Below are 13,013 nucleotides of genomic sequence, written 5' to 3'. Positions count from 1 at the left end.
GTTCTGACGTACCGTCGTGCGGGCAGCGCACCGCGTGGCACCCGGGGCACGACGGAGGCGTACGGTGTTGTGTTCACGACCCGGCGAGGAGAGACGGCATGGCAGCGAGCTTCCCCGAGACCGCCATCAGCACCGAACGGCTGCTGCTCCGGCCCCTGGCGGAGGACGACGCCCCCGGGCTGGCCACCATGATGGCCGACGACCTCGTCCTCGCCTGGACGGACCTGCCGCACCCCTTCACCGAGGAGTACGCGGCCGAGCTCGCCCGCACCCTCGCCCCCGCCCACCGGGCCGCCGGGCGCGGCATCGTCTTCGCCGTCACCGAGAACCTGACCCAGCGCCTGGTCGGCCTGGTCGAGCTGCGCAACACCGACTGGCGGCTGCGCAGCACCGAGATCTCCTACGTCACCGCCGTCTGGGCGCGCGGCGAGGGCTACGCCCCGGAGGCCGTCCTCGGCGTCGCCCAGTGGCTGTTCGAGGACCGCGGCTTCCTGCGCCTGGAGCTGCGCACCGCCGCCGGCAACACCGCCGCCCAGCAGGTCGCCCAGAAGATCGGCGGCATCAGCGAGGGCGTGCTGCGCAGCGCCTGGATAGTCCGGGGAGAGTCCGGCGAGGCGGTGCCGGAGGCATCTCCCGGCGGCCGGACCGGGGGAGAGAGCCGCAGCGACCTCATCCTGTGGAGCCTGCTCCCGGAGGACCTGGAGTCGCCCGAGCCGCTCCGCGGGGGCTGGCACGGCGACCAGCGCTACGTGCTCCGCGACTGAGCCCCGAAGCCCCTGACCCGGCGTGGACATGTGTGCGAGATGTCGGGGTCCGGGGTACCGCACCCGGTAGCCTCTGGACCGGCACCGCACGACGGCGGATCGCTTGGCGCACCGAGGCGAGGGAGAACGGCCGCAGATGGCTGACCGGATCACGGTCATCGGGTGGGACGGCACACCGCTGACCGAGGCCGCCGGCGCGGCCCTGGCCGCGGCGACCCTGGTGGCGGGAGCCCCCTACCAACTGAACGCCCTCCCGGTGCCGGAGGCCGCCGAGCGGATCACCCTCGGCAACGTCCGGCAGGCCGCCCGCCGGATCGCCGAGCACCGCGGCGCCGCCGTCGTGGTCGCCGAGGGCGACCCGGGCTTCTTCGGGGTGGTGCGCACCCTGCGCCGCCCCGAGTACGGCCTCGAACTGGAGGTGCTGCCCGCCGTCTCCTCGGTGGCCGCCGCCTTCGCCCGGGCCGGCATGCCCTGGGAGGACGCCCGGGTGGTCAGCGTCCACGGCGGACGGCTGCGCCGCGCGGCCAACATCTGCCGGGCCCACCCCAAGGTCGCGGTGCTCACCGCGCCCGGCGCCGGGCCCGCCGAACTCGCCCTGATGCTGCGCGGGGTGCACCGGACCTTCGTGGTCTGCGAGGCCCTCGGGACCCCGGACGAGGACGTCACCGTCCTCACCTCCGACCGGATCGCCGACCACGTGTGGCGCGACCCGAACGTGGTGCTGGTGATCGGCGGCGGCGCCCAGGCCTCCGCCGTGGACGAGGCGGCCGGCTGGCTCGCGGGGCGCCCGGTCGGCTACCCCGGCTCGGAACGCGGCTGGGCGCTCCCCGGTGACGCCTATGCGGGCGCCGGGCGCACGGAGGGTGAGCCGGGCGCACCGGAGGCGCTCCCCGCCCATGTGCGCGCCCTGGTACTGGCCCGTCTGGGCGCACGCCCCGGGGACCTGGTCTGGTCGGTCGGCGCCGGCAGCGGCGCCCTCGCGGTGGAGGCGGCCCGGTTCGGCGCCGCCGTCGTCGCGGTCGAGGACTCCCGCTCGGCCTGCGCCCGGCTGACCGTCAACGCCCGCCGCTACGGCGTCGAGGTGGAGACGGTGTACGGGAGCGGCCCCGAGGTGCTGGGCGGCCTGCCGGAGCCGGACGCGGCGGTGGTGGAGTCCGGCGGCCTCGACGTGGTGCGCGCCGTCCTGGCCCGCCGTCCCGAGCGGTTCGTCGCGCTGCCCCGGACCCTCGCCGAGGCGCAGGAGGTCCACCGGGCGATCGCCGGGGCCGGTTACCGGGCGGACGGCGCGCTGCTCCAGGCGACCCCGTTGCGGCCGGCGGGGGAGGGCGACGGTCTGGCGCTGGGGACCGGCGGAACCGGCGCGCTGGTGCTCTGGGGTGAGCAGATCGTGTGAAGGCCGTGGGCGCGTGCCGGGGCCGTCCGGTGGCGCCGACGGTGATCCAGGTCGCATCCGGACACCGATTCGAGAGGTGACCGCGCTGTGCCGGTAGTGTGACGTCCTGGACGGCCGTATCGGTCGGCGACCCACCCGATTCGGTCGGTTTGTCACCTTTTTGACGCGGTGCAATCCGATTCCGCTCGGAGTGTGGGCAATTCGACGGGCCGCGTGCCGGACCTGGAGAATGCCGTAGGGTCCGGTGCGGTCGTGCCGGTTGCTCCGGGTTGTCGTTGTTTCAGACGATGTGCCGCCCCGTACGGGCGGCGCGCCGGGCCGGGGTGCCGCAGTGCGCCGGATGGACTTGGGCCGCAGCGCCACGGCGCGGCGGCCGCGTGTGGTTAGGGGCGGGCCGGTGCTGGTGCGGCCCGTGCGGATGGGCGCTGCGATCGGTGATCGTGTCGCCGAGGGCGCGGCAGCGGCCTGGAAGGAGCTTTGACAATGACCGATGGCGGCCACGTCCCGGGCGAGGGACTGCCGGAGCACCTGCACGCCGGGCATGACCCGCTCGGCGGACCGGAGGGCGTCGCGGGCGTTGCACCCCTCCAGGGCGTCGCGACGGACGGCGGTGCGATCCCGAACCCGGCTCCGGTCGGCGGCGTCCCCGGCGCGATGCCCCCGGGTGCGGGCGTCATCCCGCCGCAGGGCCAGCACGGCTACGGCGTTCCCGGCGTGCCCCAGCCCGGCCACCCCGGCGACGGCTGGGCCGTCGACCAGGGCGCCCCGCGCCCGGCCTTCCACTTCCTCGACCAGCCCGACACGCCGGACGGCCTGGACGACGATGACGACGTGCTGCTGATGCCCGGCCCGCAGGGCTCCTGGGGCGAGCCGGCCGTGCCGGCCGAGCAGATGCCGCTCGCGCCGCAGCAGGACGGCACGCCGGTCGAGCCGTCCTGGCCGCCGGTGGACCCGCCGGTGCTCGGCGCCGAGCACGCCGTTCCGCAGCAGCCCGTCCAGACGCAGCCGCAGCAGCCGATGACGCAGGCTCAGCAGCCGCGCCGGCCGCTGCACGCCGGCCCGCCGATCCCGGACCCGTCGCTGATGACCGGCCAGGTGCCGGTCCGCTCGCTGGCCGACCGCGGCCCCTCGCAGGGCGGCACGCCCGCGCACGGCATCCCGGTGGTCGGCCGCCCGCCGATGGCCGAGGCCGTCGCCCCGGCGCACGCCGCCGCCCCGCAGGCCGTCCCGACGGCGCCGGTCGCCCCGGCGGTTGCCGGGGTTCCGGTCGTGGACGGGCAGCAGCTGCCGCAGGCGCAGGACTTCCAGCAGGTCCAGCACGCCCAGCAGGTGCCGCTGGCCGGGCCGCCGGTCGAGGTCGTGCTGGCCGTGGAGACGGTCGGGGCGATCGAGGTGATCGAGGTCGTCGAGACGCCGGAGGCCTTCCACGCCGACCCGGTCCAGCCCGCGCAGGACGTGACGGCCCAGGCCGCCCAGGCCACCGCGCCCGCCGTGGAGGCCGTGGAGGCCGTCGCCGTGGCGGCGCAGGCCGCCCCGGCCGAGTCCGCCCAGCCGGTGGCCGGGACGGCCGACGCGCCCGTCGTCGTCGAGCCCGTCGCCGAGGGCGTTGCCGCCGAGGCCGTGGCCGCCGACGGCGCCGCCGTGCCCGTCGAGCAGACCGAGGCCGCGGCCCCGGCCGGCCAGCCGCGCCGGATCTCCGCCTTCCTGGCCGCTCCCACCCCGCACGGCCTGCCCAAGGTCGAGAAGGCCGGGCAGGCCCAGGTCGTCGAGGAGACGGCTCCGCAGCAGCCCGCGCCCATAGCGGCCGCCGACGCGCCGCAGCCCGCGGCCGAGGCCGTCGCGGCCGTCGAAGCCGTCGAGGCCGTCGAGGCCGTTGATTCCGCGCAGCCCGCCGAGGCCGTCGCGGGCGCCGAGTCCGGCCCGGTCGCCGTGGTGGCCGAGGCCGCCGAGCAGGCCCACCCGGCGGAGACCGCGTCGGAGGCCGTCGCCGAGCCGGTCGCGGAGACCGCCGCGGGCACCGGTGAGATGCCCTCCGGCCAGGCCGTCGTCGAGCCCGCCGCGGAGGCCGAGCAGCCGCAGCAGCAGGCCGAGGTCCAGGCCGAGGCACCCGCCGGACAGGCCGTGGAGCAGGCCGTGGAGGCGCCCGCGGAGGCCGAGGCCGCCGAAGCCGTCGAGCCGGCCCCCGAGTCGCCCGCCGAGGCTCCGGCCGAGGCCGCCCCCGAGGCTCCGGCGGCGCAGCCCGCCGAAGCCGTGGAGCAGCCCGTGGCCGAGGCCGTCGCGCCCGTCGAGGCCGTCGAGCCGGCCGGAGAGGCCGAGGAGACCGCCCCCGCCGAGGGCGCCGTCGAGCAGCCCGTCGCCGCCGTCGCGGAGGCCGAGGCCCCCGCGGAGCCGGCCGCCGAGCCGGCGCAGGTCCCGGCCGAGGCCGAACCCGCCGCCGTCGCGCAGGCCGCCGCCGTCGCTCCGGAGGCGGAGCCCGCCCAGGAGCAGGCCGGCGAGGCGACCGCCGGAGCCGTCGAGGAGCCCGCCGTCGAGGAGCCCGCCGCCGAGGCCGTTGACGCCGCTGAGGCCGTTGACGCCGCTGAGGTCACCGAGGCCCCTGAGGCCCCTGAGGCCCCTGAGGGCACCGCCGCCGAGGAGGCGCAGGAGCAGCCGGAGCAGCAGCCCGAGGAGCCGGCCGAGCCGCGCGGCCCGGCCGCCCCCGGATACGACGAGGCCGGCCGCGAGGCCGTCCACCAGGTGATCCGCGAGCGTCGCGACGTGCGCAACGGCTTCCGCCCGGACCCGATCCCGCACGAGGTGCTGATCCGCGTCCTGGAGGCCGCCCACACCGCGCCCAGCGTCGGCTACTCGCAGCCCTGGGACTTCGTGGTGATCCGCTCGGCGAAGACCCGCAAGCGGATGCACGCCCTGGCCGAGCGCCAGCGCGAGGCGTACGCGGACTCGCTGCCCAAGGGCCGGGCCAAGCAGTTCAAGGAAATCAAGATCGAGGCCATCCTCGACACCCCGGTCAACATCGTGGTGACCTCCGACCGCACCCGCGGCGGCCGGCACACCCTGGGCCGGCACACCCAGCCGCAGATGGCCCCGTACTCGGCCGCCCTGGCCGTCGAGAACCTCTGGCTGGCCGCCCGCGCCGAGGGCCTGGGCGTCGGCTGGGTGAGCTTCTTCGACGACGAGCAGCTGGTCCGCGAACTCGGCCTGCCCGAGCACCTGGAGGTCGTCGCCTACCTGTGCGTCGGCTTCGTCGACGAGTTCCCGGACGAGCCCGAGCTGGAGCAGCAGGGCTGGGCCAAGAAGCGCCCGCTGTCCTGGGTCGTCCACGAGGAGCAGTACGGCAACCGCGCGCTGCCCGGCGAGGAGCCGCAGAGCCTGCTCGCCGAGACCCTGCGCGGCATCCGGCCGCTGGACGCCAAGGCGCTCGGCGAGGCCTGGGACCGTCAGAAGCGGATGACCAAGCCGGCCGGTTCGCTCGGCATGCTGGAGATCATCTCCGCCCAGCTGTGCGGGCTGTCCCGCAAGTGCCCGCCGCCGATCCCGGAGCCCGCCTGCGTGGCGATCTTCGCTGGCGACCACGGTGTGCACGCCCAGGGCGTCAGCCCCTGGCCGCAGGAGGTGACCGCCCAGATGGTCGCCAACTTCCTGGCCGGGGGAGCGGTGATCAACTCCTTCGCCAAGCAGATCGGCACCGAGGTCTGCGTGGTCGACGTCGGCGTCGCCGCCGAGCTGCCGGACGCCGTCCAGCAGGGCCGCGCCACCGGCCTGCTGCCGCGCAAGGTCCGCCCCGGCACCGCCGACATGACCCAGGGCCCGGCGATGACCCGCGAGGAGGCCCTCAAGGCCATCGAGGTCGGCATCGAGACCGCCCGCGACCTGGTCGCGGCGGGCAACAAGGCACTGGTCACCGGCGACATGGGGATCGCCAACACCACCGCCTCGGCGGCCCTGATCTCGGTGTTCACCGGCCTCGACCCGGCCGAGGTCACCGGCCGCGGCACCGGCATCGACGACGAGACCCACGCCCGCAAGATCGAGGTCATCCGCGCCGCGCTGGCCCTGCACCGGCCCGACCCGAGCGACCCGGTCGGCGTCCTCGCCGCCGTCGGCGGCCTGGAGCACGCCGCCCTGGCCGGCTTCCTGCTGGGCGCCGCCTCGCTGCGCACCCCGGTGGTCCTGGACGGCGTCATCGCCGGCTCGGCCGCGCTGGCCGCCAAGGCCATCGCCCCCGAGGTGCTGGCCGCCTGCATCGCCGGGCACCGCTCCGCCGAGCCCGGCCACCAGGCCGCGCTGGCGAAGCTCGGCCTGCGCCCGCTGATCGACCTGGACCTGCGGCTCGGCGAGGGCACCGGTGCCCTGCTGGCCCTGCCGCTGGTGCAGAGCGCGGCCCGGGCGATGCACGATGTAGCCACCTTCGACTCCGCCGGGGTCACCGAGAAGGCCTGACGCACCCCGTCACCGCTCCGCGGACCGGCCCGAGGGCGCGCCGGACCGCGGAGCGGTGCCGTACCTTCCCCAACCCTCACCCCCGATCAGGAGCACCGCCGATGAGCGCGCCCACCCCGCACCCGAGCACCGAGGGCCGTACCCCCTACCCGGTGGGCCTGCTGCTGGCCGGCCGCCGCGTCGTCGTGGTCGGCGGCGGCCAGGTCGCCCAGCGGCGGCTGCCGGCCCTGATCGCCTCCGGTGCCGACCTGCACCTCATATCGCCGGCCACCACCCCGGCCGTCCAGGCGATGGCCGACGCCGGCGAGCTCACCTGGCACGCCCGCCCGTACCGGGACGGCGATCTGGCCGGCACCTGGTACGCCCTGGTCGCCACCGACGACCCGGCCGTCAACGCGGCGGTCAGCGCCGAGGCCGAGCGCGAGCGGGTGTTCTGCTCCCGCAGCGACGACGCCGCCGCGGCCACCGCCTGGACCCCGGCCAGCGGCCGCGACGCGGGCGCCACCGTCGCGGTCCTCACCGGCGACCCGCGCCACTCCGCCGCCCTGCGCGACGCCATCGTCGACGGCCTGCGGGACGGCTCGCTGGCCGCCCGCCAGTACCGCGCGCACGGCGCCGGCGTGGCCCTGGTCGGCGGCGGTCCCGGCGACCCGGACCTGATCACCGTGCGGGGCCGCCGGCTGCTCGCCGACGCCGACGTGGTCGTCACCGACCGCCTCGCCCCGCGCGAGCTGCTCGCCGAACTGCCCGAGCACGTCGAGGTGATCGACGCCTCCAAGATCCCGTACGGCCGCTTCATGGCCCAGGAGGCGATCAACCGCACGCTGGTCGAGCACGCCAAGGCCGGCAAGTTCGTGGTCCGGCTCAAGGGCGGCGACCCGTACGTCTTCGGCCGCGGCGGCGAGGAACTGCTGGCCTGCGCGGAGGCCGGGCTTCCGGTCACCGTGGTGCCCGGGATCTCCAGCTCGATCAGCGTCCCCGCGGCGGCCGGCGTCCCGGTCACCCACCGCGGCATGACCCACGAGTTCACCGTGATCTCCGGCCACGTCGGCCCGGACGACGAGCGCTCGCTCACCAACTGGGAGGCCGCCGCGAGGATGAGCGGCACCCTGGTGCTGCTGATGGCCGTGGACAAGATCGGCGCGATCGCCGCCCGGCTGGTCGAGTACGGCCGGCCGGCGGACACCCCGGTCGCCGTCGTCCAGGAGGGCACCACCGCGGCCCAGCGCCGGGTGGACGCCACCCTCGGCACCGTCGCCGCGGTGGTCGAGGCCGAGGGCGTCAAGCCCCCGGCGGTCATCGTCATCGGCGACGTCGTCAACGTGCTGGCCGCGGCCTTCCAGCCGTAGGCCGGCGCGGACCCGCCGGCGTCGACCCGCCGGGGCGAACGCGCCGCAGCGGCCGCGGGGGCGAACGCGCTGCGGCCAACGCGCCGGAGCGGGAAGTCGGCCGGTCCGACCTCCCGTTCCGCGGCCGTTCCGCGGCTACTCCAGCGGCTGCTCCGTCCAGATGACCTTCCCGGTCGCCGTGTAGCGCGTCCCCCAGCGGTCCGCGAACTGCGCGACCAGGAACAGCCCGCGCCCGCCCTCGTCCTCGGTCGCCGCGTACCGCAGGTGCGGCGAGGTGCTGCTGCCGTCCGACACCTCGCAGATCAGCGAACGGTCCCGCAGCAGCCGCACCCGGATCGGCCCGGAGCCGTACCGGATCGCGTTGGTCACCAGCTCGCTCAGGATCAGCTCGGTGACGAACGCGGCCTCCTCCAGCCCCCACGCCGTCAGCCGCTCCGCCACCGCGGCCCGGACCTCGCGCACCGCCGCCGGGTCGGAGGGCACCTCCCACTGCGCCACGTGGTCCGGGGCCAGCACCCTGGTCCGGGCCACCAGCAGGGCGATGTCGTCCTGCGGGTGCGCCGGCAGCATCGCCCCGAGCACGTCCGCGCAGGTCTGCTCGGGCGTGCGCGGCGGCCCGGTCAGCGCCGCCCGCAGCAGCTCCAGCCCCTCGTCGATGTCCCGCTCCCGGTCCTCCACCAGCCCGTCCGTGTACAGCACCAGGCGACTGCCCTCGGCGAGCTCCAGCTCGGCGGTCTCGAACGGCAGCACCGCCAGCCCCAGCGGCGGCCCGGTCGGCAGCTCCGGGAACACCACCCGGCCCTGCGGGTCCACCACGGCCGGCGGCGGATGACCGGCGGTGGCCAGCGTGCAGCGCCGCGACACCGGGTCGTAGATCGCGTACAGACAGGTCGCCCCGGCCAGCTCCGCGCGCCCGCCGCCCGCCGCCTCGTCCTGGTCGATCCGGTTCACCAGCTCGTCCAGGTGCCCCAGCAGCTCGTCCGGCGGCAGGTCCAGGGTCGAGAAGTTGTGGATCGCCGTGCGCAGCCGGCCCATCGTCGCCGCCGCGTGCAGCCCGTGCCCCACCACGTCCCCGACCACCAGCGCCACCCGCGCACCCGGCAGCGGAATCACGTCGAACCAGTCCCCGCCCACCCCGGCCTGCGCCGGCAGGTAGCGGTGCGCCACGTCCAGCGCCGTCTGCTCCGGCAGGTTGCGCGGCAGCAGGCTGTGCTGGAGCGTCACCGCCATGGTGTGCTCCCGGGTGTAGCGGCGGGCGTTGTCGATGCACACCGCCGCGTGCGCGACCAGCTCCACCGCCAGCGCCAGGTCGTCCGCCTCGAACGGCTCGGCCCGCTGCGCCCGCCAGAACCGGGCCACCCCCAGCAGCACCCCGCGCGCCCGCAGCGGCACCCGCACCAGCGAGTGCACCCCGTACGCCAGTACCTGCGCCGACCGCTCCGGGTCCTGGTCCCGCCACTCGTCCACCTCCGCCAGGTGCGGTTCGATGCCCGGCTCACCACTGTGCAGCGCCCCGGCCAGCGGGGTCTCGGGCACCACGTCCAGCACCGTGCCGACCGGGTAGAACGGCGCGTCGTCCCGTACGCCCGCCACCGCGGCGCGGCGCATCCGCCCCAGCGACGGGCCCGGCGGCGGCTCCTCGCCGGTCAGCACCTGGTCCGCCAGGTCCACCGTGACGAAGTCCGCGAACCGCGGCACCGTGACCTGTGCCAGCTCCTCCGCCGTCCGCGTCACGTCCAGGGTGCTGCCCACCGTCACCCCGGCGTCGTACAGCAGCCGCAGCCGCCGCTGCGCGCGCTCGGCCCGGCCGGACAGCGCCGCCAGCTCGGTGGAGTCGCGCAGCGTGGCGACGCATCCGGGCAGGCCGCCCGGCCGGTCGATCAGCCGGACGTTCACCGCCAGCAGCCGCTCCCCGGCCAGCACCACCTCGTCGGTCACCTGGCGCTCGGCGGTCAGCAGCTCCAGCGGCGCCTGCTCCAGGCCCAGCCCGGTCACCGGGCGGCCCTCGGCGTCCGGCGGCAGGTCCAGCAGCCGGCGCGCCTCGTCGTTGCAGAGCAGCAGCCGCCCGTCCCCGCCGATGATCATCACGCCCTCGCGCACCGCGTGCAGCACCGCCGCGTGGTGCTCGTACATCCTGGTCATCTCGACCGGGCCCAGCCCGTGCGTCTGGCGCCGCAGCCGCCGGCTGATCAGCGCCGTCCCCAGCGTGGCGAGCCCCACCGCGGCCGCCGCCGCGCCCAGCACCACCGGCAGCTGCCGCTGGCTGGCGCTGCTGATGTTCTTCAACGTGACGCCCGCCGAGACCGCCCCGACCACCGAGCCGTCCGGCGCGTACACCGGGACCACCGCCTGCACCAGGCGGCCGAGCGTGCCCGAGACCTGCTGCGTCACCACCTGCCCGTGCAGGGCGGGCTCGTAGACGCCGACGAACTTCTGGCCGATCCGGGCCGGGTTCGGGTGGGTGTAGCGGATGCCCTGGTCGTTCAGCACGACGATGAAGTCCACGCCCGAGGCGACCCGTGCGGCTTCCGCGCTCGGCTGCAGGAGGGCCGTCGGATCGGGGGAGCGCAGCGCGGCGACGATGCCCGGGGAGTTGGCGAAGGTCTGCGCCACCGCCACCGAACGGTTGCGGGCCTCGTGCGTGGCGTCGTTGCGCGACTGCACCACCAGTGCCACCGCGGCCGCCACCACGAGCAGCAGCACGACCAGCACCTGGAGTGCGAAGACCTGCCCCGCCACCGACCGGTGCCAGACCGGCCACCGCCGCTTCGCGTGCGGCAGCTGTGGCCGACCGTGTGGGCGCCCACCGGGGGAGCCGGCGGAGCCAGTGGCGCCAGAGGCCGACGGAGCCCAGGATCGGCCCGGATTTCGGGCCATACGGTCATATTTGCACTACGGCCAGCCGGGGACCACCCCGCTCCCTCCGCCGTTTGGCCTTCCCCGCCCGGGCTTGGCAAGATCGCAGGGTGTCCGAACCCCGCACCATCACCGACCCGGCCGACCCCCGCCTCGCCGACTACACCGGCCTGACCGACGTCGAACTGCGCCGCCGCCGCGAACCCGCCGAGGGCCTCTTCATCGCCGAGGGGGAGAAGGTCATCCGCCGCGCCCTGGCCGCCGGCTACCGGATGCGGTCGATGCTGCTCACCTCCAAGTGGCTGGAGGTGATGGGCGACGTCATCGCCGAGGCCGACGCCCCCGTCCACGTGGTCGAGCCCGCGCTCGCCGAAGCCGTCACCGGCTACCACGTGCACCGCGGCGCCCTCGCCTCGATGGAGCGCAAGCCCCTCCCCGACGCCGCCGAGGTGCTCGCCGGGGCCCGCCGGGTCGCCGTGCTGGAGGGCCTCGTCGACCACACCAACCTCGGCGCCATCTTCCGCAGCGCCGCCGCCCTCGGCATGGACGCCGTCCTGCTCTCGCCCGACTGCGCCGACCCGCTCTACCGGCGCGCGGTCAAGGTCTCCATGGGCGCCGTCTTCGCGGTCCCGTACGCGCGCCTGGACCCCTGGCCCGCCGCCCTCGACACCGTCCGCGAGGCAGGCTTCACCCTGCTCGCCCTCACCCCCGCCGAGGCCGCGGTCGACCTCCACACCCTCACCCCGCACGGCCTCCCCAAGGCCGCCCTGATGCTCGGCGCCGAGGGCGACGGCCTCACCCCCCGTGCCATCGCCGCCGCCCACCACCCCGTCCGCATCCCCATGGCCCACGGCATCGACTCCCTCAACGTCGGCGCCGCCGCAGCCGTGGCCTTCTACGCCGTCACCACCCCCACCCCCTGACCGCCCGACTCCCCACGCACGCCCGGTTCACCGGAGCCCCCACCGCCCCCCCGCCCGCAGCGGCCTCCGGGGGCCCTGCACGAGAAGTCGGCTGGATCGACTTCTCGCGCGTGCCGGTTTTGCCGAGACCGCATTCCAGGCGCTCGCCCGCAGCGTCTTCCGGGGCCGAGCCGCATGAGAAGTCGGCCCGCCCGACTTCTCGCGTCGGCCGTCGTGGTGCGGACGGGGCCCGGGTGGCTTCAGCCGGTGGGGGAGGTGGGTGGGGCCGGGGCGGCGGCGGGGGGTGGGGTGGTGGCGCCGGGCCAGGATTCGTCGAGGGTGCCGTCGGGGCGGACGGTGTAGCGGGTGGAGGCGACGGCGCCGGTGACGGCCGAGCGTTCCTCGCGGACGACCGTGCTGCCGTCCAGTCGCCAGGTGGCCGCCGCCTGCGGGTCCGCCACCGAGGTGCGGGAGGTGGTGGCGACCGGGGTTTCCCCGGTGAAGGTGTAGAGCTGGACGAGGTCGACCTGGGTCGAACCCTCCGCCCGCCGCAGGACGACCACCGCGGCCGGCAGGCCCTTGTACCGGGCCGGTAGCACCGCGCTCAGCGTGACCTGCGGCCCGGGCCCGACCGAGTGCCCGTTCTGCAGGGCGACGGCCGGTCCGCCGGCCCCGTCGGGGTAGCCGCGGTTGGGCCAGTCCACCGGTGGCACGGGCGCCTGCGGGGCTGTCAGCCCGCTGTCCGCGCCACCGCGCGCCGCCGCCGGGAGCGGCGCGGTCGAGGCCTGTGGCGCGGTCGAGGACTGCGGCACGACGTCGGCCGAGGTCCCCGGCACCGCCTGTTCGCCGCCGGAGCCCGTATTCACCACCACCGCGCTCGGTGGCCGCACGCTCCGGTTGTCCCGGTTCTCGCAGCCCTGCGCCGCCGCGATGGCCAGCGCCACCCCGATGGTCACGGTGACGAAGACCACCAGCCGCTGCCGGAGCAGCCGCTGCCGGGCGGTGCCGGGCCGCCCGCCGGGGGCGGGGGTGTGCTGGCGGTCCCGGGGGCGTGCCCGGTCGTGGGGGCCGGGGCGGCCCGGGGGCGGGGTCTGCGGACGGTCCGGACGCGCCCGCAGCGGGCGGGTCACCGGTGTGGCTTCGGGCCGCGGTGCGGGCGCGGCCGGTCCCTGGGGTCGCCGTCCGGCGGCCCCGGCGGCCTGCGCGCCGGGGCGTCCCGCCGCAGCCCGGGCCCGTGCCGCGGCGGGTGGCTCGGGCGGGCGTCCGGGGGCATGCACGCTCTGCCGGCCCTTCTCCTGCTGGGCCGGTG

7 protein-coding genes are annotated in these 13,013 nt (G+C 76.5%); 5 read left to right on the top strand and 2 right to left on the bottom strand.

Annotated features, from left to right (window positions below; genetic code table 11):
* Positions 1–98 precede the first annotated feature (98 nt).
* The 4 genes from ACFVGO_RS09410 to cobA all read left to right on the top strand — a co-directional run bounded on the left by ACFVGO_RS09410 (position 99) and on the right by cobA (position 7,946).
* Positions 99–764: a GNAT family N-acetyltransferase gene (locus ACFVGO_RS09410; protein ID WP_359905994.1), complete on the top strand. Its 666-nt coding sequence runs from the start codon at positions 99–101 to the stop codon at positions 762–764.
* Between the two features lie 136 nt (positions 765–900).
* Positions 901–2,157: a precorrin-6y C5,15-methyltransferase (decarboxylating) subunit CbiE gene (gene cbiE / locus ACFVGO_RS09405; RefSeq protein WP_380631260.1), complete on the top strand. Its 1,257-nt coding sequence runs from the start codon at positions 901–903 to the stop codon at positions 2,155–2,157.
* Between the two features lie 483 nt (positions 2,158–2,640).
* The gene (cobT, locus tag ACFVGO_RS09400; RefSeq protein ID WP_380631259.1) at positions 2,641–6,597 is read left to right on the top strand and encodes a nicotinate-nucleotide--dimethylbenzimidazole phosphoribosyltransferase; all 3,957 of its coding nucleotides are present in this window, start codon (positions 2,641–2,643) and stop codon (positions 6,595–6,597) included.
* Positions 6,598–6,698: 101 nt separating this feature from the next.
* The gene (gene cobA, locus ACFVGO_RS09395) at positions 6,699–7,946 is read left to right on the top strand and encodes a uroporphyrinogen-III C-methyltransferase (RefSeq protein WP_359906002.1); all 1,248 of its coding nucleotides are present in this window, start codon (positions 6,699–6,701) and stop codon (positions 7,944–7,946) included.
* A gap of 135 nt (positions 7,947–8,081) precedes the next feature.
* On the opposite strand, the gene ACFVGO_RS09390 is transcribed toward cobA, so the two are convergent.
* Positions 8,082–10,823, bottom strand: coding sequence for a SpoIIE family protein phosphatase (locus tag ACFVGO_RS09390; protein ID WP_359906005.1), 2,742 nt, complete (start codon positions 10,821–10,823; stop codon positions 8,082–8,084).
* Positions 10,824–10,912: 89 nt separating this feature from the next.
* On the opposite strand from ACFVGO_RS09390, the gene ACFVGO_RS09385 reads away from it, so the two are divergent.
* Positions 10,913–11,725: an RNA methyltransferase gene (locus ACFVGO_RS09385; protein WP_359906008.1), complete on the top strand. Its 813-nt coding sequence runs from the start codon at positions 10,913–10,915 to the stop codon at positions 11,723–11,725.
* Between the two features lie 239 nt (positions 11,726–11,964).
* Here ACFVGO_RS09385 and ACFVGO_RS09380 read toward each other — a convergent pair whose 3' ends face one another.
* Positions 11,965–12,834, bottom strand: coding sequence for a hypothetical protein (locus ACFVGO_RS09380; RefSeq protein WP_380631258.1), 870 nt, complete (start codon positions 12,832–12,834; stop codon positions 11,965–11,967).
* Between the last annotated feature and the right edge of the window lie 179 nt (positions 12,835–13,013).

Origin of the sequence: Kitasatospora sp. NPDC057738, from assembly GCF_042798815.1 — a bacterium.
GTDB classification, from domain to species: Bacteria; Actinomycetota; Actinomycetes; order Streptomycetales; family Streptomycetaceae; genus Kitasatospora; species Kitasatospora lactacystinica.
The sequence above is the reverse complement of the archived record's forward strand: the minus strand, read 5'-3'. Positions and strand labels throughout refer to the sequence as shown.